Source organism: Microbacterium sp. CR_7 (assembly GCF_041954755.1).
Taxonomy (GTDB): domain Bacteria; phylum Actinomycetota; class Actinomycetes; order Actinomycetales; family Microbacteriaceae; genus Microbacterium.
Map to the genome: position 1 here is coordinate 180,534 of NZ_JAVAYF010000003.1, position 20,133 is coordinate 200,666.

Genomic DNA, 20,133 nt, shown 5'->3' on the forward strand with positions numbered 1-20,133 from the left:
AGGGACCTGGGCGTCGGGCGCCGCGATGGGCGCGGAAGGAGGCAGCCCTTGATAGGCAAGCTGCTACTTGCCTATCATGGCCGCATGTCCGATCTGTTCCGCGCGCTCGACGATGAGACGAGACGCCTCATCCTCGACACGCTCGCCGCTCGCGACGGACAGACGCTCTTCGAGATCTGCTCGACGCTCACCATGCAGCACGGTGTGACGCTGACGCGGCAGGCCGTCTCGCAGCACCTCGCCGTGCTCGAATCGGCCGGGCTCCTCTCGACCGAGCGCCGCGGCCGCTCGAAGTTCCACTATTTCCACCCCGAACCCCTCGCCCGCATCACCGAGCGATGGCCGATGACCAGGAGCACACCATGAGGATCGACCTGACGAGCATCTTCGTCGACGACCAGCGCGCAGCCCTCGTGTTCTACACCGAGGTGCTGGGCTTCACGAAGCACCACGACATCCCGCTCGGTGACGCCGCATGGCTCACCGTGGTCTCCCCCGAGGGTGGCGCCGAGCTGCTCCTCGAGCCCTCAGGCCACCCGGCCGTGAAGCCCTACCGCGATGCGCTCGTCGACGACGGCATCCCGCTCGCGCAGTTCGCCGTCGACGACCTCGCCGCGGAGCACGAGCGGCTCACCGAGCGCGGAGTCGTGTTCACGCAGCCTCCGACCGACGTCGGCACGGCGCTCATCGCCGTGTTCGACGACACCTGCGGCAACCTCATCCAGCTCGTTCAGGCGAAGGACGCCTAGCCCGTTCGCATTCGCGCCTGCGACGCGTTCGCTGGGCACCTTCTGCGGGAATCGGCGCGGAGTTCCCACCGCAGGTGCCAAGCGAAAGGCGAGGCGAGGATGCCGAACACACGCGCCCCTCGGCCCGACGTCCGACCCCCGGCGTAGGGTCGGAGCATGAGCAGCCACGTCGCATCCCCCGGAGTCGTCCCGTCCTACCTGCTCGCGCGCCTGGCCGAGTCGGGCCGCTATCCGCGTGCGGCCGCCGCCGCGCGGCAGACCCTCACCGCCGGACGACCGCCGTTCCGCGCCCGCATCGATCTGTCGATCGACGAGAACGGCGACCTCGTGGCGCAGCTCTCCGACGCTCCGAACCGAACGATCAGCGACGCCGCCAACACCCAGAACCTCCCCGGTGCGGTGGTGCGCAGCGAAGACGAGCCGCCGGTCGACGATCCCTCGGTGAACGAGGCCTACGACGGGCTCGGGGCCACCTTCGAGATGCTGCTCGCGGCGTTCTCCCGCAACTCCCTCGACGACGCCGGCGCACCGCTCGACGCCACCGTGCACTACGGGGTCGACTATGACAACGCCTTCTGGGACGGCGAGCGCATGGTGTTCGGCGACGGCGACGGCGAAGTGTTCACAGGGTTCACGCGGTCGACCACCGTGATCGGGCACGAGCTCGCCCACGGCGTCGTCCAGTTCACGGCGAACCTCGAGTACCAGGGCCAGCCGGGCGCACTGAACGAATCGATCGCCGACGTCTTCGGCGTGCTCACCGAGCAGTACCTCCTCGGCCAGACCGCCGATCAGGCGACCTGGCTCGTCGGCGCCGAGATCTTCACGGATGCCGTCGAGGGCGTGGCCCTGCGATCGATGATCGCCCCCGGCACGGCCTACGACGACGACGAACTCGGCAAGGATCCGCAGCCCGACCACATGAGCGGCTTCGTGCGCACCACCGAAGACAACGGAGGCGTGCACATCAACTCCGGCATCCCGAACCGGGCGTTCGCGCTGTTCGCGACCGACCTCGGCGGCAACGCGTGGGAGACCGCCGGCACCGTCTGGTACCGCGCGCTCATCGGCGGCCTGTCGAGCACGGCGGACTTCTCAGAGTTCGCCGATGCGACGGTCGCCGCGGCCGCCGAGATCGATGACGCCACCGAGGCAGCCGCTCGACGCGCGTGGACGACCGTGGGAGTCTATGGGGATGAGCGAGTCCCCTCGACAGACTGACGGTCCCGTCGTCATCGCGGTGGTGCGCACCGGCGGAATCGCCGGCATCCGCCGTCAGTGGAGGGTGGAACCCGACCCTGATGAGGCGCCCCGGTGGATCACCATGGTCGAGCGACTGCCGTGGGACGATGACGCGGATGCCGAGCGCGGCGCCGACCGCTTCGTCTGGCTGATCCGCGTGCGGACCCCGTCGGAGCGCCGCGAACGCGAACTCCCCGACTCGGCTCTCGACGGCCCCTGGCGCGAGCTGGTCGACGCCGTGCGTGCGGCATCCCGCTGATCCTTCGCGATCCGATCGATCCGGTGTGAATCCTGACGCCGAGCCGGCGTGCGGGGTGAGAATGGGACGCATGGGACTGTTCCAGCAACGACCCGAAGAAGAAGAGAAGCAGTGGGCACTGCCCTCCGAGCCGCTCGAGCGCGGTGCGTCCGAGGTGCTCGACACCGCGCCCGCGGTCGACCCGCTGTCGATCGGCCTCTGCGCCGAGACCGGCGGGAGCGTGAGTTCGATCGTCTTCCCGGTCGCACCGCCGGCCCCGTCGGCCCAGTCGACCGAGAGTCGCGAGCCCGAGGACTGACCGCACCTTCGAGTCGCCTGATTTGCAGTTCTTGACGCCCCCGACTTGCCAGTCGCGCGATTCGAACGGGGAGGGTGCGGGCCAGCAGTGTCGTCCGCCGCGGCTACGGTGGAGGGATGACGATCACCGCCGCGGCAGACGGTTCCGCCCTGGGCAATCCCGGTCCCAACGGCTGGGCCTGGTACATCGACGACTCGAACTGGGCCGCCGGCGGATCCCCGCACGGCACCAACAACCAGGGCGAGCTGCAGGCGGTGCTCGAACTGCTGCGCGCGACGGCGGGGACGAACGAGAAGCTCCTCATCGAGTGCGACAGCCGCTACGTGATCGATTCGGTGACCAAGTGGATGCCGGGGTGGAAGCGCAAGGGCTGGCGCAAGTCCGACGGCGGCCCGGTGCTCAACCGCAACCTGCTCGAGGGCATCGACGAGGCGATCCGCGGGCGCGACGTCGAGTTCTCGTGGGTCAAGGGCCACGCCGGACACCCTCTCAACGAGGCGGCCGACGAGCGCGCGAACGCCGCCGCGAAGGCGTATCAGCAGAAGCAGGAACCTCGCCGGGGCCCCGGATTCACGATGGCGACGGACGCAGGAGCCGCCGTCGCGGCCTCCGCGCCGATCGCCGCGGGAGCGGGCGGATGGTCACCCTCCGATGATGACGCCGCCTGGGCGGATGCCGTCGAGGCGGATGCCGCGCGGGTCGGGGCGGAGACCGGCGGGAACGCGTCTGGCGCTGCCGCTGCGGCATCCGCTCCGTCTCCCGCCGCCGCGGCGTCGCTCGCCGAGCCGCTGTGGGCTGAGGCCCCCGACCTGTTCGACGGCTTCGACGAGGAACCGGCCTCCGACCCGATCGAGCTTCGGGTGCAACTGTCGGGCGAGGAGCACGCTCGCCTGACCGACCTGGCCGACGCGCAGGGCGTCTCGCTCGAAGAGGCCCTTCGCCGCCTCATCTGAGCCGGCCCGCAGACGGCCGCGGCGTAGACTCGCGCCATGTCGACACCTGCGCGCACGATCGGCCGCCTGTTCCTCGGATCCTCGCTCGTCTTCGCGGGCGTCTCGCACCTGACGTTCGCGCGAGAGGAGTTCCAGGCCCAGGTGCCGGAGTCACTGCCCCTCGACCCCGACACGACCGTGCTCGCCTCGGGCGTCGTCGAGATCGGCCTCGGCTCCGCGCTGTTGCTCGCCAGGAAGCGGCGCGGCCTCGTCGGAGTGATCGCCGCCCTGTTCTTCGTCGCCGTGTTCCCCGGAAACCTCGCCCAGTGGATGCACCACCGCGACGGCTTCGGCCTCGACACCGAGATCAAGCGGTTCGTGCGTCTCTTCTTCCAGCCGGTTCTCGTGCTGCTCGCGCTCTGGTCGACGCGCGAGACACGTCACTGACACCGACGCACCGCCCGGCTCGCGAGAACCGGGCGGTGCGACTGCGGCGACGCGAGCTCAGACTGCGAGCAGCTCCCGCTCCAGGCGGTCGTACGACGCCTCCATGCCGTCGGCCATGCCGGTGGCGAGGATCATGTCGCGCGTCTCCTTGTCGGGGTACTCGATGTAGAGCGTGATGAGGGTCGCGCCGTCCTCTTCGTAGAGGTTGAGGTCGTTCAGCGTCTCGACCGGCATCCCGATCATCCGCTCGGTCTGCACCGACCGGCGCGGGGCGTCGATCACGAGAGCCTCGCCCTCGAACCCGAACGGCTCCCCCTCGGTGTCGCCCACCGGAGCCCAGGAGTTCCGGTACGTCTGGCCGACCTCGGTCGCGACGACGCACTCGGTCATCTCCCACCCGTCCGGCCCGAGCAGCCACTTCTTCATGAGCTCGGGTTCGTTGTGCGCTCGCCACACCAGCTCGCGCGGTCCGTTCACGAGCCGGGTGATGCGCACGTGCGTGTCGTCGAGGATGTCGACGACGGTGCCCTTGCCCTGCGCGTAGTCGCGGAGGTCCTGCAGCACCGCGTCGAGCTGGCTCATCGCCAGGCGGATGCCCTCGACCTGGCCCATCTCGACGACCTGCTCGAGCGCCTCGACGGAGTCGAAGTGGCTCGTCGTGACCATGCGGGTGCCGTTCGCGGTCGACTCGAACGCGAACGACATGCGCTGCGCGGGAAAGCCGTCGAGCGGCGTGCCGTCGGCATCCGCGAAGGAGTCGAGCACCTCGAAGCCGCGCGGCTCGTCGATCGACAGGAACTCCCAGGAGCCCGAGGAGGTCTCGCCGCGCGGACCGTTCATGGTGTAGTTCGCGCGCCCGCCGACCGTGTGGTCCCAGGCGGTGAACGTGGCCGGCCAGCCGGGAGGGCCCCAGAAGCGCTCGAGCTGGCGGGGATCGCTGTATGCGCTCCAGACCCGCTCGATCGGGGCCGCGAAGTCTGCGACGACGGTCATGGTGAGGTTGTCGGCATCCGTGGTGATGTCGGTGACAGGCATGATCAGTCTCCTTCTTCGGTTCGTGAGGTGCTGCTGTTGTCGGTGGTGTCGGATGCGGTCGGGCGCGACGGCTCGGCCAGCAGGTCGTCGAGGCGGGCGATGCGCGACCGCCACAGCTCTTCGTATCGGGCGAGGAGCGCCCTGGCGCGGGCGATCATCTCGGGGTTCGCGCGGACGAGCCGCTCGCGTCCCTCGGCGCGCTTGACGATGAGGTTCGCCGCCTCGAGCACGGACACGTGCTTCTGGACCGCGGCGAACGACATCTCGTATTCGGAGGCGAGGGTCGAGACGGAATGCTCCCGCTCGATCGTCCGACGCAGGATGTCGCGCCGGGTCGACGTCGCCAATGCGTGGAACACACGGTCGACCTCCGCTTCGCTCAGTTCTCGTTGTGCAACCATTTGGTTGTACGTTAGCCCTGGGTCGAGCAGCTGTCAAGAGGATCTGCACTCGCGCATACCCGGCCGGCGCGACACCGCCGTCACATGAAGGGCAACGAGGCGACCGCCGCGCGAAGCACGTGCGCTTCGGTCTCGAGCGGCGCTCTGTCCGCCGGCAGCGCCCGCTGAACCGCGAGGCCGTTGATCACGGCGAGGAGAAGAAGAGCGCGAGACGCATTGTCGCCGCGCTCGAGAGCTCCCTCCTCCACGAGGATGGACAGCCAGGATTCCACGCGACGCGCGGCCTGGCGGTGCAGTTCGATGTAGCCGGCGCGGGCGTCGGGTGCCGCGTCGAGGGCGATGAACGCGTGGTAGAGATCCGCCCAGACCTGTCTCGCCTGATGCTCGGTACCGACAGGGGTCAGCAGATGCTGCAGGCACTCGACGAGGCGATCCTCGGCGGGCACGCTCGCGTCACGGATGCGCTCGTCCGGAAGCGCTTCTTCGTAGAGCGAGGAAAGCACTGCATCCAAGAGCTCGCGTTGGGTGCGGAAGTGATAGCGGAGCGTACCCATCCCGACTCCGGCGCGCGCAGCGACGGCGCGGACGGTGACCTTCGCGCCGCTCTGGGCGACGGAGACGGCGGCGCGGAGGATGCGATCGCGGGTGCCGGCCTCTTCTTCATTCATCTGAGAGCGACAGTAGCACAATGTGCTACTGTCGCTCGCAGAACTAGCACACTGTGCTACTGAGGAGGGGACCGGCGATGACCCAGGATGCTTTCCGTCCGACTGCGAGAACACGCCCCATCGATCTGACGACCGTCGCGATCACGGTCGGAGCTGCCGCGATCTCTTACGGCGTTGCGATCGCCCTGTTGACGACGATCCGAGTCGATTCGGCTACCGCGGGCGTCGCACAGTACCTCGTGTCAGGACTCGCCCCGATAATCGCCGTCGCGACCGTCCACCTCGTGCGCGTTCGCAGTGTGCGTGCGTTGGGCTTCCGGGGAGTCTCTTGGCGGTGGATCTCCGTCGCCGTCGGTGGCGGCATCGGCGCGATCGTTCTCAGCATCGTCGTCACCGTGGTCGTGGTCCTGCTGAGCGGCCCGCCCAGCGGCGTGCAGGCCGACTACACCTCCGCATCCTCGAACGGGCCGATGTGGCTGGTGCTCACGCTCTTGGCCGGCGCGGTTCTGACCCCGTTGGGTGAGGAACTCCTGTTCCGAGGAGTCCTCACGAACGGGCTTCTTCGATACGGCGGGTGGGTTGCGGTCCTCGTGAGCGCCGCGATCTTCGCGGTCTCCCACGGCGTGAACTACGTCCTTCCCGTCGCCTTCGTCATCGGCGTGATCACCGCCCTGCTGTTCCGAGCGACCGCATCGATCTGGCCCGGGGTCGTCGTCCATGCGATCTACAACGGCTACGTCATCCTGTCGAGCGCCTTCGCCGCTGTCGCGTGACCACGCGCCGTACCCGCATCTCCACCCGCACTCCATCGAAAGGGAAAGAAAATGAAGGAACTCAAGATCGGTGACACCGTCCAGATCACCGGCGCCGTGATGACAGGCAATGTCGGAACCGTCGTCTCGATCGACGAGAAGCGCGAGAAGTACCTCGTGCGCGTCGGCGGCGCCACTCAGAACTACTTCGCCGCCGACGAGCTGAAGATCTTCACCCCGTAGAGATCCGGCGCCGCCTCGAGATCGACGGGGTTCGCGCGGACGAGCCACTCGCGTCCCTCGGCGCGCTTGACGATGAGGTTCGCCGCCTCGAGCACGGACACGTGCTTCTGCACCGCGGCGAACGCCATGTCGTAGTCAGAGGCGAGGGTCGAGACGGACTGCTCCCGCTCGCTCGTCCGACGCAGGATGTCGCGCCGGGTCGACGTCGCCAGTGCGTGGAACACACGGTCGACCTCCGCTTCGCTCAGTTCTCATTGTGCAACAATTTGGTTGTACGTTAGACTGGGCGGGAGGCGCGTCAAGAGGTCAGTCTGGACGGGGCCGAGACGGAGCGAGCGCCCACCTGTGGGCTCGTCGCTAGCCGCGACTCACGCCGACCTCGCGCATCGCGGACGGCAGCTCGCGGGCCAGTTCACGCGCAAGGAACCCGAGCCCCATTCGCTCGGCAAGGCGGTCCCCCGCGCGAGCGTGACTCCAGGCGCCGCACGCGGCGGCGCGCTCCGGACGCATCCCTCGCGCGGCGAATCCGGTGATCGCACCCGCCAGGACATCGCCCGAGCCGGCCGTCCCGAGGCCCGGCCCGCCGGCACGCAGCTCCCACACTCGACCGGACGGAGCGGCGAGGGCGGAATAGCAGTGGATCACCGCGTCGAGGTCACGGGCGAGTCCGGGCAGGTCGGTGAGGAGGTCGTCGACAGGTCTGCCGAGCAGAATCTCCGCCTCTTCGAGGTTGGCGTTGACGATCAGCGAGCGGGGGAGTTCGTCACGGTCGACGTCGCGCAGGATGCCGACGGCGAAGGCGTCCACCACCAGGCAGTCGACGTTCTGGTGCGCCAAACGGACGAGCCACTCGCGCGCAACCTCAGCGTCCGCGAGCCCAGGACCGACGAGGACGGCGTCGGACGCGTCGCATGCCGCCGTCCATGCGGCATCCACCGGCTCACCCGTGCGGGGCGACGCGTGCACGCCGGCTTCGGGGAAGGCGCCGCGGACGATGTCGGCGAGCGCAGCCTCGGTCGTGACGCCGACCTTTCCGGCCCCGACGCGTAGCGCGGCCTCGCCGGCCAGGGTCACGGCCCCCGTCGACAGAGGCGAACCGCCGATGACCATCGCCGTGCCGCGCGAGTACTTCGACTCGCCCGGATCGGGCAGGCCCCACCCCTGCAACAGCTCGGGGCTAACGATGACCGGTTCAGCGCGGCTGGACATCGGGGCTCCCCGGGTGCGCGGTGACCTCTGCACCGAGCTGCTCGAGATGGCGGACGTCCGAGAAATCGACGAGCTCCCATCGCCGGCCGTCGGACCGCAGGCGGGTGACGGATGCGTTCAGCACCGTGTGATCGGCGGCGAACCGCAAGAGGCTCGTCTCATCCAGGCCGGTGAGCAGAGCGACGAGCAGCATCACGACGGCGTCGTGCGCCACGACCAGTCCGACGCGGGCATCCGCCTCGGCGGCGTCCCGCAAGAACGACCGGAGCCGGAGCGAGACGTCGGCCCACGACTCGCCGCCGGGCGGGCGATGGTAGTACTTGCCGAGCTTCGCGCGGCGTGCCGCCTCCTCGGGATGACGAGCGGCGACCCCGCGTCGGGTGAGCAGATCGAGGATGCCGAGCTCCCGGTCGCGCAGTCTCTCGTCGGTGAGCACCCGCGCGATGCGCGGCCCGTTCTCCGCACTCAGCGCGAAGGTCTGCTGCGCCCTGGCATACGGCGACAACCATGCGACGGCCGGCACTTCGTCGGCTCCGTAGAGCGGTGCGGCGAGCGCCCTCGCCTGCTGCGTCCCGGTCGCGGACAAGGGCACGTCCGCGTCGCGCGTATCGAGCGCGATCACCTCGTCGCCGGCCATCTCCGCAGCCGTCGCCGCGATGTTTCCGATGCTCTCTCCGTGACGCACCAGCCAGAGTTCCTGCAACGTCGCCATACACGACCTCTCCTCCACAGGACTCCGAGGGTTCCACAGTCGCCGCGAGCGCGGCGCGGGGTTGACCGTGGACCCGGCGCGGAGTAGCGCGGTGGGCAGCCCTGCACCGACGCCCCTGTTCGTCGCCGATGCCCCCGCTGAGCACCGTCGTTCAGCAGGGGCGTGGGCGTTCAGCAGGGGCATGGGCGCTCAGCAGGGGCGTCGGCGCACGGCACGGCCGCGACGCACGGCCGCGACGCACGGGCGAGGATGCCGCCGCAGGCAGCGCTAGGCGCAAGGCCTCCGCCCCTCGAGCACCCCCGCGAGCAGCACCGCGACGAGCGCAGCCGCCGGAGCGACGATGAGCCCCACGCGCAGGCTCTCGGTCTCGGCGAGGAAACCGACGAACGGCGGCGAGAGCAGGAACCCGAGGCGCAGCAGCCACGACACGATCGTGAGCCCGGCACCGGCCCGGAGTCCAGGCAGCTCGTCGGCGGCGTGCATGGCCGCGGGAATGAGCGTGGCGATGCCGAAGCCGACAGCCGCGAATCCGGCGATCGTGCCCGGCACACTCGGGAAGAGCAGAGCGAGTGTCATGCCCACGGCCGCGATGAGACCGCCCACGCGGGCGACCGTACGCTGTCCGAACCGGTCGGTCATGCCGTCGCCCAGCATCCTTCCGATGAACTGCGCGCCGACGAGGGCGATGAAGCCGAGCGGAGCGACCGCCGCCGCAGCACCCAGCGACTCCGACAGGTACAGGGTCGCCCAGGAGTTTCCGGCGTCCTCAGCGACCGCGCCCGCCATCGCGATGAGCGTGAGGGCGATGAGGATCATCACGAGGCGTGGGGTCACCCGACGACGCACGGCCGTGGCGACCTCCGCCGGGTCGGCTGTCGTCTCAGCATCCGCTTCCTCGTCCCGCCCGGGCAGGCAGAACACCAGGGCGACCAGTGCGACGACGACGAACACGCCGGTCGAGATGCCCAGGTGCACACCCAGCGGCAGCTGCAGCGCGATGGCCGCCGCCGCCATGCCGCCGCCGAGCACGGCGCCGATCGACCAGATCGCGTGGAAGGAGTTGATGATCGACCGCCCGTATCGACGCTGTACCCGCAGCCCGTGCGCGTTCTGCGCGACGTCGGTGATCGCGTCGGACGCTCCGCCGAGCAGCAGGGCGACGGCGAACAGGATGCCGGACGGTGACAGCGCCGCGGCGAGCAGTCCGAGGCCGGTCGCGATGGTGCCGAACACGGCCATGCGGGCTGAGCCGAAGCGGCGGATGAGCACGGCGGCGAGGAGTCCGGCGGCGATGGCTCCGGCGGGGAAGGCGGCGATCGCGAGACCGTAGCCGACGTTGTCGAGGCCCAGGCTCGCCTTGATCTCGGGATAGCGCGGGAGGATGTTCGCGAACAGCGCCCCGTTGGTGAGAAAGAGCGCCGAGACAGCGATGCGCGCACGACGGACTCTCCGGTCGGGCGTAGTGCGTCGAATCGTTTCGGCGGAGGTCATGCGTACGATCGTACACGTCCGCGAACGAGCGCGTGTACGGGACGCGTTGGTCGTGGAGATGGCCTTAAGCTCGACGGCATGAGTGCCGAGGTCGAGATCCGCCCAGCCGTCGAGGACGACTGGCCCGGTATCTGGCGCGCGCTCGAGCCCGCGTTCCGCGCCGGCGATACCTACACGTTCCCCCGCGACATCACCGAAGACGACGCGCGCCGCGCCTGGCTCGAGGCACCCGGCGCTCGAGTGCTCGTCGCGGTGGGCACTGTCGATGCCGTACGGACGGTCCTCGGGACCGCCAAGTATCTTCCGAACCATCCGGGAGCCGGTGCGCACGTCGCGAACGCCAGCTTCGTCGTCGGTCCCGCGGGCGCCGGGCGAGGGATCGGGCGGGCGCTCGGCGATGCCGTGCTCGCGGCCGCTCGGGCCGACGGCTATCGAGCGATGCAGTTCAACGCCGTCGTCGAGACGAACGAGCGGGCGGTGCACCTCTGGCAGTCTCTCGGATTCGAGATCCTCGCCACCGTCCCGGAAGCCTTCGACCACCCGACACACGGGCTCGTGGGGCTGCACATCATGTTCCGGCGGCTCTGAACCGGATCGACCTCACCCGGCTGGAGCCCGGCCAGCTGGTTTGCGGCGCGGCCGGGGCGGCGCTGAACGCCTCAGCCGACGAACGCGCCGACCGACTCGGAGCGAGAGGATGACGCCACGGCGGCCTTCGCGTCGTCGAGGTCGGAGAAGATTCCGATCACGTCGGACCGGGGTCCGGAGGCTTCGAAGCCCCGACCGGGGACGACGGTGATCGATCCGAGGTACTGCAGCCCGTCATTGCCGACGTGGAAGCCGGGCTCGACCTCCACCCACAGCCCGCGGGGCGTGGCGACCGCACGAGTGCGTGCTCCTGCTGCGGCGCGCGCCGCGGCTCCGATGCGCTTCGACATGGTCAGGCGCTCATGGCATGGAGCTGCGGGGCAGCCGCCACGTCCGCGAACTCGGCGCGGGTGAGGTCGAGACCACCCGAGGAGTTGGCGGCGTTCATCATCTTGACCAGCAGCGCCCGATCGATGGGCGACTCCTCCTCCATGACGAAGCGCAGCGGAATGGCCGCCTGCACCCACAGCGTCTCGACGCCGCCCGGCGTGTGCAGCGTGAGCGCGAACGATTCGTTGCGGCGAAGCTTGGTCAGCGTGACTGCACGGACGTGCGTCAGAGTCTCGTCCTCGACGTCGATCGGCAGTGTCGAGTTCCCGTAGGTCAGGTGTCCCATCGTGTCTCCCATCCCGTGGTTCGTTCAACATTTAGATTACTAGGTTACCTAGCTAAATGCCAGCCGAGGGGAACACTGGTTCACGAAAGGTCGCTGATCTCCTCCGTCAGCCGACGCAGAAAGCGGGAGACGACATCGCTCTGCTCGGGTGTGAACTCGCTCGCGATGTCTTCGATGCGCCGCGTGAGATCGTCGACCGGGACGTTCACGTCGCGCGGTGACGGTCGAAGCACCTTCGACCTCGCATCCGCCGGGTGCGGCGCGACGACGATCTGCCCCCGCTCCTGCAGCCGACGGAGCACGCTGGTCACTGCCGCGGTGCTGACGTTGAGATGCACGGCGAGGTCGCCGGGCGTTGCCGGCGAGTCGGCCGGGGCCTCGGAGATGAAGCGCATCGCTTCGCGGTCGGTGTCGTTGGGCGCGCGGCGCAAGGAGAGCCTGCGGGCCAGCTGCGATTCGGCACGACGGAGGTCGTCGACACGTCCCACGAGTTCGCTCGTGGTCACCTGCGTCGCGTCCTTGATATCGGCCATTCCGTCACCCCCTGACCACCCCATTCTACAAGAGAACCACGTAAGCAGGCAGACTAGTGATATGCAATGCGCAGCACCTCGCGAACGGGTGAGAGGATGGAGTCCTGCCGGAAAGGACGCCATGGGTAAGCGATTCACGCCCGAAGACGCCGGATACATCCTGTACTCCGACGTCATCGAGCGCCTGCGCGAGCAGTTTCCGGCGGTTCCCGGCTGGCGCCTCGAGCAGATCGTCACGGCCGAGAACGAGGCGATCACCGGAGGGATGCTGAGCATCGTCCCCGCGGAGGTCGAGACCGGAGCTGTTGAGATGCTCACGCGCGAAGAGGATCGCATGAGCGACGACGACGAGGTGGCCTGATGTCCGGGTCTCCCGAGGAATTCACCCGGTCGGGTTACTGGTACCCCGACGCCGAGTCAGCGAGCACCGTCGACGTGCTCAATCTGCTGCGCCGCTATCGATCGGCCGAGACCGCGATGCGTGCGCGCACTCGTGCATCGATGAAGATGAACGAGACCGACCTCGTCGCGCTGCGGTTCCTGCTGCGCGAGCAGCGGGCCGGACGCCTCGTGCGCCCCATCGACATCGCCCGTATGCTCGACATCTCCACCGCGTCCACCACCACCCTCATCGACCGACTCGAGAAGGGTGGTCACGCCCGCCGAGAGCCTCACCCGACCGACCGCCGCGCAGGCGTCGTCGTGCCGACCGTGAGCAGCGACGACGAGGTGCGCGAGACCCTCGGCGCCATGCACCGCCGCATGCTCGCCCTCGTCGACGAGATGAGCGACAAGGAGCGGGCGGTCGTGACGCGCTTCCTCGCCGGCATGACGTCGGCGATCGAGGAGGCGTCCGACCTCGATCAGGAGCTGCGCGACGTCATCCGCTCGCATGAGGAGTCGGAGTCGTCGGGCGAATAGCGCCACGACAGGGCGACATACGAAAGGCGGGGAGGTGGCAGACGCCACCTCCCCGCCTTGTGTGAACGCCTCAGTTCTTGAAGGCGTCCTTCACGTTCTCGCCGGCCTTCTTGGCGTCGGCCTTCACCTGGTCAGCCTTGCCCTCGGCCTCGAGCTTCTCGTTGTCGGTCAGCTTGCCGACCGCTTCCTTCGCCTTGCCGGAGATGTCCTGCGCGGCGTTCTTGATCTTGTCATCGAGTCCCATGGGGGCTTCCCTTCTCTCTTCCAACGGTGGCTCGGGGCCTGCAACTCACTGCTGCAGAAGCTGTGTGAGGACGACGGTCATGAGCGGCGCGGATGCCGCGGCGACGAGCGCCATGAGCCCCGCCGCGCCGAGGATCTCGCGACTCGGTCGAGCGGAGACGAGGGACGCGCGATCGATTCCGATCGCGCGTCCCACGGCCTCGCTGGCGGGGAGCGGCGCGAGGCTGGCCGCATCCGTGAGCATCGACGTCGCGTCATGTGGGGCCTGATCGACGCGAGCGGGGGAATTCGCTGCTCCGGACATCTCCATCACCTACCTTCGATGGCAGGTTACTAGATGAACTAGTGATTTGAAAGCCTAGTGAAATTTCCTTGTCCGCGGCATACCCTCGGGAGCATGACGGAGCTCACTCAGCCCACCGGCCACGAGGACGCCCTGCGTGCTGTCCCCCGCGAAGACGGATCGATGCCCCGAGTGCTGGTCCTCGGCGCCACGGGATACATCGGCGGGCGGCTCACCCCGCGGCTCCTCAACGCGGGGTACCGGGTGCGGGTGCTGGCGCGCGACGCGGCGCGCGCCGCATCCTTCCCCTGGGGATCCGACTCCGAGATCGTCGAAGGATCCGCGGATGACGAGGATGCCGTCCGCGAGGCCATGCGCGACGTCGACGTCGTGTACTACCTGATCCACTCGATGTCGGCGGGCAAGGGCTTCGAGGAGAGCGACGAGCGCGCGGCCCAGACGGTGGCGGATGCCGCGGCGGCGGCCGGCGCGCGTCGCATCGTGTACCTCGGCGGCCTGCATCCCGACGACGTGAAGCTCTCGGCGCACCTGCGATCGCGCGTGCACGTGGGCGAGATCTTTTTGCGGTCGGGCGTCCCGACCCTCGTGCTGCAGGCCGGAGTGGTGATCGGCTCGGGGTCGGCGTCGTTCGAGATGATCCGCCACCTGACCGAGGTGCTGCCCTACATGCCTGCGCCGAAGTGGGTGCGCAACCGCATCCAGCCGATCGCGGTGCGCGACGTGCTGCACTACCTGCTCGGCGCCGCGCGCGTCGACGACGACGTGAACCGGGCCGTCGACATCGGCGGACCCGACGTGCTGCGCTACGGACAGATGATGAACGGCTACGCGGTCGAGGCGGGTCTCCCCCAGCGGGCGATCGCCGCGCTGCCGGTGCTGACACCCGGCCTCGCCTCACACTGGGTGAATCTCGTCACGCCGGTGCCGCGCTCGATCGCGCGCCCGCTCGTCGCGTCGCTGCAGAACGAGTGCATCGTCAAGGACCACGCCGTCGACGACCTCATCCCGCGCCCTGAGGGCGGCCTCACGCCGTACCGTCAGGCGGTGCGGGCGGCCCTCGGACGCGTGAACGCGGATGCGATCGAGACCAGCTGGCAGGATTCCGAGGTGTCCGGTGCGCCCAGCGACCCGCTGCCGAGCGACCCCGAATGGGCGGGGCGCATGGTCTTCACGGATGCACGGTCCCTGAAGACGAGCGCTCCCGTCGACGGCCTCTGGCGCGTGATCATCGGCATCGGCGGAGAGAACGGCTGGTACTCCTCGCCGTTTCTGTGGGCCGTACGGGGGTGGATGGACCGCCTCGTCGGCGGTGTCGGTCTGCGCAGGGGCCGCCGCAACAAGGCGGCGGCGCGCGTCGGCGACGCGATCGACTTCTGGCGCGTCGAGGCCGTCGAGGAGCCGGGTCGCGACACCGAGGCGTCGGACGCGAGCGGTGGACTGCTGCGGCTGCGCGCCGAGATGAAGGTGCCGGGCGAGGCGTGGCTCGAGCTGCGGGCCCTGCCCGACGGCACGGGCGCCCGCTACGAGCAGCGGGCCGTGTTCTTCCCGCGAGGACTCGCCGGACGCCTGTACTGGTTCGCCGTGCTGCCCTTCCACGGGTTCATCTTCGCCGGGATGGCGGCGCGCATCACGGCTGCCGCGGAGGAGCCGGTCGAGACCGTCGCGCCCGGTCGCTGACGCGGTCCGTCAGCGACCGCCGGCGAGCCCGGGCGCGGTGACCGGTCAGCGCTCGGTCGGGGCGGTGCCGCCGGCCTCGTCGACCGACTCCGCCGTGTCCTCGGCGAGCGCCGCGGGCGGATCGGTCGGGGCGGCGGGCGCCGCGGCATCCACCCCCGCATCCGTCCCCGAATCCGGGATGACGTCGATCGCCTCGGTGGCCGTCGCGTAGACCTCGGCGAGGCTGTCGTCGACCTCGGCCTCGTCGATCCAGGCGAGGTCGTCCTCCGAGTGGTCGTACTCGACGGGCACGAGCGCGAAGTCGTCGCCGTATTCCTCGAGTCCGGCCATGACGCTGTGCCGCACGGCCATTCGTGCGTAGCGCTCGCGCAGGATCATGGGGTCGCGCCGCAGATCCTTCATGAACGCGACCATCATGAAGGCCATGATCACCGCGAACGGCAGCGCGGCGATGATCGTGACGTTCTGCAGCGAGCGCAGACCGCTGCCCTCCTCGCCGCTGACGAGCAGCACGGCCGCGATGACTCCGACGAGCACACCCCACACGACCGCGACCCAGCGCGACGGGTCGGGTCGACCCTGCTGCGACAGCGTGCCCATCACGAGGGATGCCGAGTCTGCACCCGTGATGAAGAAGATCGATATCAGCAGGATCAGCAGGATGCTGGTGACCAGCGGGAACGGGAGGTTCTCGAGTACGCCGAACAGCACCTCCTCCGGCGGATCGACCGTGAGGCCGGCGCCGTCCATCTGCTGCTGGATCGCCGTCGTGCCGAAGATCGCGAACCAGATGAGCGAGATCGCGGCGGGCACCACGATGACGACCGACACGAACTGGCGCAGCGTGCGGCCGCGCGAGATCTTCGCGATGAACATTCCCACGAAGGGCGACCACGAGATCCACCACGCCCAGTAGAAGATCGTCCAGGTCGAGAGGAACATCTGCGCCTCGTCGCCCTGGGATGCCGAGCGCGCGATCATCTGCGGCAGATCGCCGAGGAACTGCACGGCCACCGACGGGATGACGTTGAGGATCAGCAGCGTCGGTCCGACGAAGAACACGAAGAACGCCAGGACGAGTGCGGCGACCGCGTTGATGTTCGAGAGCGCGCGAATGCCCTTGCTCACGCCCGAGACGGCGGAGGCGATGAAGCAGGCGGTGAGCACCGCGATGGCCGCGATGAGGATGCCGTTGCCGAGCTCGCCGATGCCGGCGACGATCTCGACTCCGTGGCCGATCTGCAGCGCGCCGAGGCCGAGCGACGCGGCCGTGCCGAACAGCGTGACGATGATGGAGAAGATGTCGATGGTGCGGCCGAGCGGTCCGGTGGTGCGGCCCTCGCCGAGCAGCGGCGCGAAGATCGACGAGATCAGCGGGGTGCGTCCGCGGCGGAACGCGCCGTACGCGATCGCGCCGCCGACGAGCGCGTAGAACGCCCACGCCTGCGGACCCCAGTGGTACAGCACCTGCGCCTGCGCCGTGTGCATTGCCTCGAGCGTGTTCGCCTCGACCGTGCCCGGCGGCGGCGACTCGAAGAAGGTCAGCGGCTCCGCGGCGCCCCAGAAGACGAGTCCGATGCCCATGCCCGCGGCGAAGAGCATCGAGATCCACGAGAACATCGAGAACTCGGGCTCTTCGTCGTCGCGGCCGAGCGGGATGCGTCCATAGCGGCTGAACCCGACGAACAGCATGAACACGAGGATGACGGTGGCGATCGTCGTGAAGAAGAAGCCGAAGTATTCGACCACCCAATCGAGTACGGCCCTAGTGGTGCCGGCGAGGTTGTCGCCCGCGAACACACCCCACGCGATGAACGCGATGGTGAGGGATGCCGCGACGCCGAAGACCAGCGGATCGGTGCGATAGGTGCGTCCGGTCTCCTCGACCGAGACTCCGGGCACGAGGGCCGGGTGGACGCTGCGCGGCGGGACCTTGGCGATGTCGCGGACGATCTTGCCCGCCTGCACCCCGGCCTGCCGCAGGGCTCCGGTGGTGGTCTTCTGAACGTCGGTCCGCGAGTGGGCTTTCTCGTCAGGAGTGTCCATGACTCCCGATTCTCCCATGCCGGAATACTGCGACCCGGTCCACCTCGTCGCCACGCCCACTCCCGTCGCAGTTGGTGCCGCCCCGATATCCCGACGCCCACTCCCGTCGCAGTTGGTGCCGCCCCGACGAGCGCGGAGCGGCACGAAGTGCGATCGGAGCAGCCCCAACCGCCGCGGATGCCGTCGACTCACGGCTCCCGGCAGAGCGCGGTCAGCGGGGGCGGCGGCCGAGGCCGGCGAAGACGGCGTGCAGCAGCGGCAGCGCCGAGACGCAGATCAGGGTGATGCCGAGCGGTTCGAGCGACGGCACGAGCAGCGCCCCGCCGACGAGCATCGCCGCGAACAGCACGCCCGATCCGATGCGGCGCGCGATGCCCTCGAGTCGGTCGAGGCGGCGTTCCAGGCGCGACGTGTCGAACGTGACGGTTCCCGCGTCGACGCGCGAGATGATCGCGTCGATCCGCTTCGGCAGGCGATAGGTGATCGCGGCGGTCTCCATCGCCTGGTCCGCCATGTCGCGCATGAGGCCGCTGCTCTCCTCGCGGAGAAGTCGCCCGGCGTACGGCTCCGCGGCATCCCACACGTTGAACTCGGGGTCGAGGCTCGAGCACATTCCCGAGGTCAGCGACACCGCCCGGATGAGCAGCAGCATGTTCTCGGGCAGCTGCAGCGGGAGCGAGCGCACCATGTCGCCGAACTCGTTCGCGAAGTCGGCGAACTCGCGCGGGTCGGCCTTCGCGAGCTCGGCGAATCCCATACCGCCGAAGCGGGCGAACAGGGCGGTGAGCGCCCGCTCGAGCTCGCCCGTGTCGGCCGACGGCAGCAGCACGCCGATCTCCTGCGCGGCGGCGACGAGCCCATGACTGTCGCGCGCGGTCACGGCGATGAGCAGCGTGCGCAGACCGGCGCGGAGGTTCGCCGGCACCTCGGCCATCATCCCGAAGTCGATGAATGTGAGCCGGAAGCCGGCCGGCAACGACTCGTCCGGGGTGACGAAGATGTTGCCGGGGTGCGGGTCGGCGTGCACGAAGCTGTGCGTGAACACCTGGTCGAACATGACCTCGGCGAACGCGTCGGCCACGGCGGAGGGGTCGATGCCGGCCGCGCGCAGAGCATCCGTGTCGTTGATCTTGATGGCGGTGACGTCGGAGAGGGTGAGCACCCGCCGGGTCGACCGCTCCCAGACGATCTCGGGGGCGTCGATGCGCGGATCGTCGGCGAAGTTCTCCCGGAAGCGCTCGGCACTGCCCGCCTCGTGCAGGTAGTCGATCTCCTCGAAGCTCGTCGCCGCGAACTCCTCGACGAGCGCAGGGGCGTCGACGCGATCCGACACGAGGCGCACCCGCATCGCCCACCGCGCGACGCGGCGCAGAGCGGAGAGATCGACCGCGACGATCTCGTCGATGCCGGGCCGCTGCACCTTCACGACGACGTCGGAGAGACCCGTGTCCGCGGCATCCTGATCCGACAGCCGCGCGCGATGCGCCTGGCCGAGGGATGCCGCGGCGACGGGCGTCTCGTCGAACCAGGCGAACACCCGATCGAGCGGGTGCCCGAGCTCGGCCTCGGCCACCCGACGGATGTCGGGAAACGGGACGGCCGGAACTTCGTCCTGCAGCCCCTCGAGCTCCTTCGTGATCTCGGGCGGCAGCACGTCGAGGCGCGACGACATGAACTGCCCGACCTTGATCATCAGGCCGCCGAGGTCGACGGCGAGTGCGTGGAACCGCCGCGCGAAGCGCTGCATGCGCGACCCGCGGGTCCGTTCGGCGACGGTGCCGAGCCCGAACCTCGGGAGGACGAGCTCGAACCACCACACCGAGACGAACTCGCGGGCCGCGAACGACACGATGCGGCGGTAGCGGGCGCGGTGGGCGCCCTGCGCCGCAGCATCCGTCATCGATGGTTCCCGTTCGTTCGCGGTCAGTCCTGAGCGAGGATCGTGTACAGCCTACGGCGGGCCTCGTCGAGCACGTCGATGGCCTGCTGCACCTGCTCGGGGCTGCCGCTGCGTCCCACCTGCGCGGCGGCGGCCGCGAGGTCGACGCCGGCCTTCGGCAGCGCCGAGAACCGGGGGTCGTTGCGGTGGCCGTCCTTGGTGGAGTGGGACTCCCACGGAGCGGGCGTCTCGGTCGACTCCGAGGCGACAGCGCGACCGGCTTCGGTGAGCGAGTAGGTCTTGCGACCGTTCTGCTCCTCGGCTTCGATCAGGCCCTCGTCGGCGAGCAGCTGCAGCGTCGGGTACACGGAGCCCGCGCTGGGCTTCCACGATCCTCCGCTGCGCTCGGCGATCTCGCTGATGATCTGGTATCCGTGCATGGGGCGCTCCGCGAGGAGCGAGAGCACGGCGGTGCGGACGTCGCCGCGCGCCATGCGCGTCCCACCGCTGGGACGCTGCTGGTCGAACGACTTGCGGAGCTGGTCGAGCGCGTCGAAGATCGCGCCGGCCGGGCCGTTGGGGCCGCCGAGTCCGCCGGATCCGAAGATGCCGCCGAGCGGATTCTCGCCACTGTTAGAGCCGGTGCCGAAGGGGAATGCGTTGTTCATGATGACCTCCCAGTGCTGTTGGTGGAGCCGGTGAGCGATACTCAACGATATATCGTTAACCCTGGGTGCGGGGTGGGAGTTTCGACGTCCGCGAAGAACTTCCGAGACGCCTGTCGATCGGGAGGATGCTCGCTCGTCATCTCTCTGTACGCTGACCGCT

The 20,133-nt window shown here is 69.2% G+C and carries 28 protein-coding genes; 13 read left to right on the forward strand and 15 right to left on the reverse strand.

All coding sequences use genetic code 11. The annotated features are described in order from the left end of the window. The first annotated feature begins 84 nt into the window (after positions 1 to 84). The 7 genes from RAC81_RS06965 (at position 85) to RAC81_RS06995 (ending at position 3,927) form a co-directional block, all read left to right on the forward strand. Positions 85 to 366 carry an ArsR/SmtB family transcription factor gene (locus RAC81_RS06965; protein WP_375081674.1) on the forward strand — a complete coding sequence of 94 codons (282 nt, stop codon included), beginning with the start codon at positions 85 to 87 and terminating at the stop codon, positions 364 to 366. Further along, complete coding sequence (locus tag RAC81_RS06970; protein WP_375081675.1) at positions 363 to 749, forward strand: VOC family protein; 387 nt, start codon at positions 363 to 365, stop codon at positions 747 to 749. Before RAC81_RS06965 ends, RAC81_RS06970 begins: the two co-directional genes overlap by 4 nt. A 156-nt stretch (positions 750 to 905) precedes the next feature. Next, positions 906 to 1,970, forward strand: coding sequence for a M4 family metallopeptidase (locus RAC81_RS06975; RefSeq protein WP_375081676.1), 1,065 nt, complete (start codon positions 906 to 908; stop codon positions 1,968 to 1,970). Continuing rightward, positions 1,945 to 2,250 (forward strand): protealysin inhibitor emfourin, encoded by a 306-nt coding sequence (locus RAC81_RS06980; RefSeq protein WP_375081677.1) that lies wholly within the window; start codon positions 1,945 to 1,947, stop codon positions 2,248 to 2,250. Before RAC81_RS06975 ends, RAC81_RS06980 begins: the two co-directional genes overlap by 26 nt. Positions 2,251 to 2,320: 70 nt before the next feature. Continuing rightward, positions 2,321 to 2,548, forward strand: a complete 228-nt coding sequence (locus RAC81_RS06985) for a hypothetical protein (protein WP_375081678.1) — start codon at positions 2,321 to 2,323, stop codon at positions 2,546 to 2,548. A gap of 116 nt (positions 2,549 to 2,664) precedes the next feature. Continuing rightward, positions 2,665 to 3,501 carry a ribonuclease H gene (locus RAC81_RS06990; RefSeq protein WP_375081679.1) on the forward strand — a complete coding sequence of 279 codons (837 nt, stop codon included), beginning with the start codon at positions 2,665 to 2,667 and terminating at the stop codon, positions 3,499 to 3,501. Positions 3,502 to 3,537: 36 nt separating this feature from the next. Further along, entirely contained in the window at positions 3,538 to 3,927 is a 390-nt protein-coding gene (locus tag RAC81_RS06995; protein ID WP_375081680.1) for a DoxX family membrane protein, read from the forward strand. Between the two features lie 57 nt (positions 3,928 to 3,984). Here the strand turns inward: RAC81_RS06995 and RAC81_RS07000 are convergent, their stop codons facing one another. From RAC81_RS07000 to RAC81_RS07010, 3 genes are all read right to left on the reverse strand, one after another. Beyond that, positions 3,985 to 4,962, reverse strand: a complete 978-nt coding sequence (locus RAC81_RS07000; protein ID WP_375081681.1) for an SRPBCC domain-containing protein — start codon at positions 4,960 to 4,962, stop codon at positions 3,985 to 3,987. Positions 4,963 to 4,964: 2 nt separating this feature from the next. Continuing rightward, positions 4,965 to 5,363 (reverse strand): ArsR/SmtB family transcription factor, encoded by a 399-nt coding sequence (locus RAC81_RS07005; RefSeq protein WP_375081682.1) that lies wholly within the window; start codon positions 5,361 to 5,363, stop codon positions 4,965 to 4,967. A gap of 80 nt (positions 5,364 to 5,443) precedes the next feature. After that, positions 5,444 to 6,031 carry a TetR/AcrR family transcriptional regulator gene (locus tag RAC81_RS07010; RefSeq protein WP_375081683.1) on the reverse strand — a complete coding sequence of 196 codons (588 nt, stop codon included), beginning with the start codon at positions 6,029 to 6,031 and terminating at the stop codon, positions 5,444 to 5,446. Between the two features lie 77 nt (positions 6,032 to 6,108). On the opposite strand from RAC81_RS07010, the gene RAC81_RS07015 reads away from it, so the two are divergent. Next, on the forward strand, positions 6,109 to 6,804 hold the full coding sequence (locus RAC81_RS07015) for a lysostaphin resistance A-like protein (protein WP_375081684.1): 696 nt from the start codon (positions 6,109 to 6,111) through the stop codon (positions 6,802 to 6,804). Positions 6,805 to 6,855: 51 nt separating this feature from the next. Continuing rightward, positions 6,856 to 7,026, forward strand: coding sequence for a hypothetical protein (locus tag RAC81_RS07020; RefSeq protein WP_375081685.1), 171 nt, complete (start codon positions 6,856 to 6,858; stop codon positions 7,024 to 7,026). On the opposite strand, the gene RAC81_RS07025 is transcribed toward RAC81_RS07020, so the two are convergent. The 4 genes from RAC81_RS07025 to RAC81_RS07040 all read right to left on the reverse strand — a co-directional run bounded on the left by RAC81_RS07025 (position 6,987) and on the right by RAC81_RS07040 (position 10,438). After that, positions 6,987 to 7,274, reverse strand: a complete 288-nt coding sequence (locus RAC81_RS07025) for an ArsR/SmtB family transcription factor (RefSeq protein ID WP_375082049.1) — start codon at positions 7,272 to 7,274, stop codon at positions 6,987 to 6,989. The genes RAC81_RS07020 and RAC81_RS07025 overlap by 40 nt on opposite strands. 109 nt (positions 7,275 to 7,383) lie before the next feature. Further along, positions 7,384 to 8,235, reverse strand: a complete 852-nt coding sequence (locus tag RAC81_RS07030; RefSeq protein WP_375081686.1) for an NAD(P)H-hydrate dehydratase — start codon at positions 8,233 to 8,235, stop codon at positions 7,384 to 7,386. After that, complete coding sequence (locus RAC81_RS07035; RefSeq protein WP_375081687.1) at positions 8,219 to 8,947, reverse strand: histidine phosphatase family protein; 729 nt, start codon at positions 8,945 to 8,947, stop codon at positions 8,219 to 8,221. The genes RAC81_RS07030 and RAC81_RS07035 overlap by 17 nt, the downstream gene beginning before the upstream one ends. 267 nt (positions 8,948 to 9,214) lie before the next feature. Continuing rightward, entirely contained in the window at positions 9,215 to 10,438 is a 1,224-nt protein-coding gene (locus RAC81_RS07040; protein ID WP_375081688.1) for an MFS transporter, read from the reverse strand. Positions 10,439 to 10,516: 78 nt separating this feature from the next. Here RAC81_RS07040 and RAC81_RS07045 point away from each other — a divergent pair, with 78 nt between their 5' ends. Next, the gene (locus RAC81_RS07045) at positions 10,517 to 11,026 is read left to right on the forward strand and encodes a GNAT family N-acetyltransferase (protein ID WP_375081689.1); all 510 of its coding nucleotides are present in this window, start codon (positions 10,517 to 10,519) and stop codon (positions 11,024 to 11,026) included. A 71-nt stretch (positions 11,027 to 11,097) separates the two neighbouring features. Here RAC81_RS07045 and RAC81_RS07050 read toward each other — a convergent pair whose 3' ends face one another. The 3 genes from RAC81_RS07050 to RAC81_RS07060 all read right to left on the reverse strand — a co-directional run bounded on the left by RAC81_RS07050 (position 11,098) and on the right by RAC81_RS07060 (position 12,235). Beyond that, positions 11,098 to 11,376 carry a hypothetical protein gene (locus RAC81_RS07050; protein ID WP_375081690.1) on the reverse strand — a complete coding sequence of 93 codons (279 nt, stop codon included), beginning with the start codon at positions 11,374 to 11,376 and terminating at the stop codon, positions 11,098 to 11,100. A 2-nt stretch (positions 11,377 to 11,378) separates the two neighbouring features. Continuing rightward, a complete protein-coding gene (locus RAC81_RS07055) occupies positions 11,379 to 11,702 on the reverse strand; it encodes a hypothetical protein (RefSeq protein ID WP_375081691.1) in 324 nt (107 codons plus the stop codon). A gap of 80 nt (positions 11,703 to 11,782) precedes the next feature. Then, a complete protein-coding gene (locus RAC81_RS07060) occupies positions 11,783 to 12,235 on the reverse strand; it encodes a MarR family winged helix-turn-helix transcriptional regulator (RefSeq protein WP_375081692.1) in 453 nt (150 codons plus the stop codon). Positions 12,236 to 12,356: 121 nt separating this feature from the next. Between RAC81_RS07060 and RAC81_RS07065 the strand changes: the two genes are divergently transcribed. Then, entirely contained in the window at positions 12,357 to 12,596 is a 240-nt protein-coding gene (locus RAC81_RS07065; protein ID WP_375081693.1) for a hypothetical protein, read from the forward strand. After that, entirely contained in the window at positions 12,596 to 13,156 is a 561-nt protein-coding gene (locus RAC81_RS07070) for a MarR family winged helix-turn-helix transcriptional regulator (RefSeq protein WP_375081694.1), read from the forward strand. Before RAC81_RS07065 ends, RAC81_RS07070 begins: the two co-directional genes overlap by 1 nt. Positions 13,157 to 13,226: 70 nt before the next feature. Here the strand turns inward: RAC81_RS07070 and RAC81_RS07075 are convergent, their stop codons facing one another. Next, positions 13,227 to 13,400, reverse strand: coding sequence for a CsbD family protein (locus tag RAC81_RS07075; protein WP_251584553.1), 174 nt, complete (start codon positions 13,398 to 13,400; stop codon positions 13,227 to 13,229). 45 nt (positions 13,401 to 13,445) lie between these two features. After that, a complete protein-coding gene (locus RAC81_RS07080) occupies positions 13,446 to 13,703 on the reverse strand; it encodes a hypothetical protein (RefSeq protein ID WP_375081695.1) in 258 nt (85 codons plus the stop codon). Positions 13,704 to 13,796: 93 nt separating this feature from the next. Here RAC81_RS07080 and RAC81_RS07085 point away from each other — a divergent pair, with 93 nt between their 5' ends. After that, positions 13,797 to 15,380 carry an SDR family oxidoreductase gene (locus RAC81_RS07085; RefSeq protein WP_375081696.1) on the forward strand — a complete coding sequence of 528 codons (1,584 nt, stop codon included), beginning with the start codon at positions 13,797 to 13,799 and terminating at the stop codon, positions 15,378 to 15,380. Between the two features lie 45 nt (positions 15,381 to 15,425). Here the strand turns inward: RAC81_RS07085 and RAC81_RS07090 are convergent, their stop codons facing one another. From RAC81_RS07090 to RAC81_RS07100, 3 genes are all read right to left on the reverse strand, one after another. Continuing rightward, on the reverse strand, positions 15,426 to 17,426 hold the full coding sequence (locus RAC81_RS07090) for a BCCT family transporter (RefSeq protein ID WP_375081697.1): 2,001 nt from the start codon (positions 17,424 to 17,426) through the stop codon (positions 15,426 to 15,428). 211 nt (positions 17,427 to 17,637) lie between these two features. Continuing rightward, positions 17,638 to 19,326 carry an ABC1 kinase family protein gene (locus tag RAC81_RS07095; RefSeq protein ID WP_375081698.1) on the reverse strand — a complete coding sequence of 563 codons (1,689 nt, stop codon included), beginning with the start codon at positions 19,324 to 19,326 and terminating at the stop codon, positions 17,638 to 17,640. Positions 19,327 to 19,349: 23 nt separating this feature from the next. Next, a complete protein-coding gene (locus RAC81_RS07100) occupies positions 19,350 to 19,973 on the reverse strand; it encodes a PadR family transcriptional regulator (RefSeq protein ID WP_375081699.1) in 624 nt (207 codons plus the stop codon). Positions 19,974 to 20,133 lie beyond the last annotated feature (160 nt).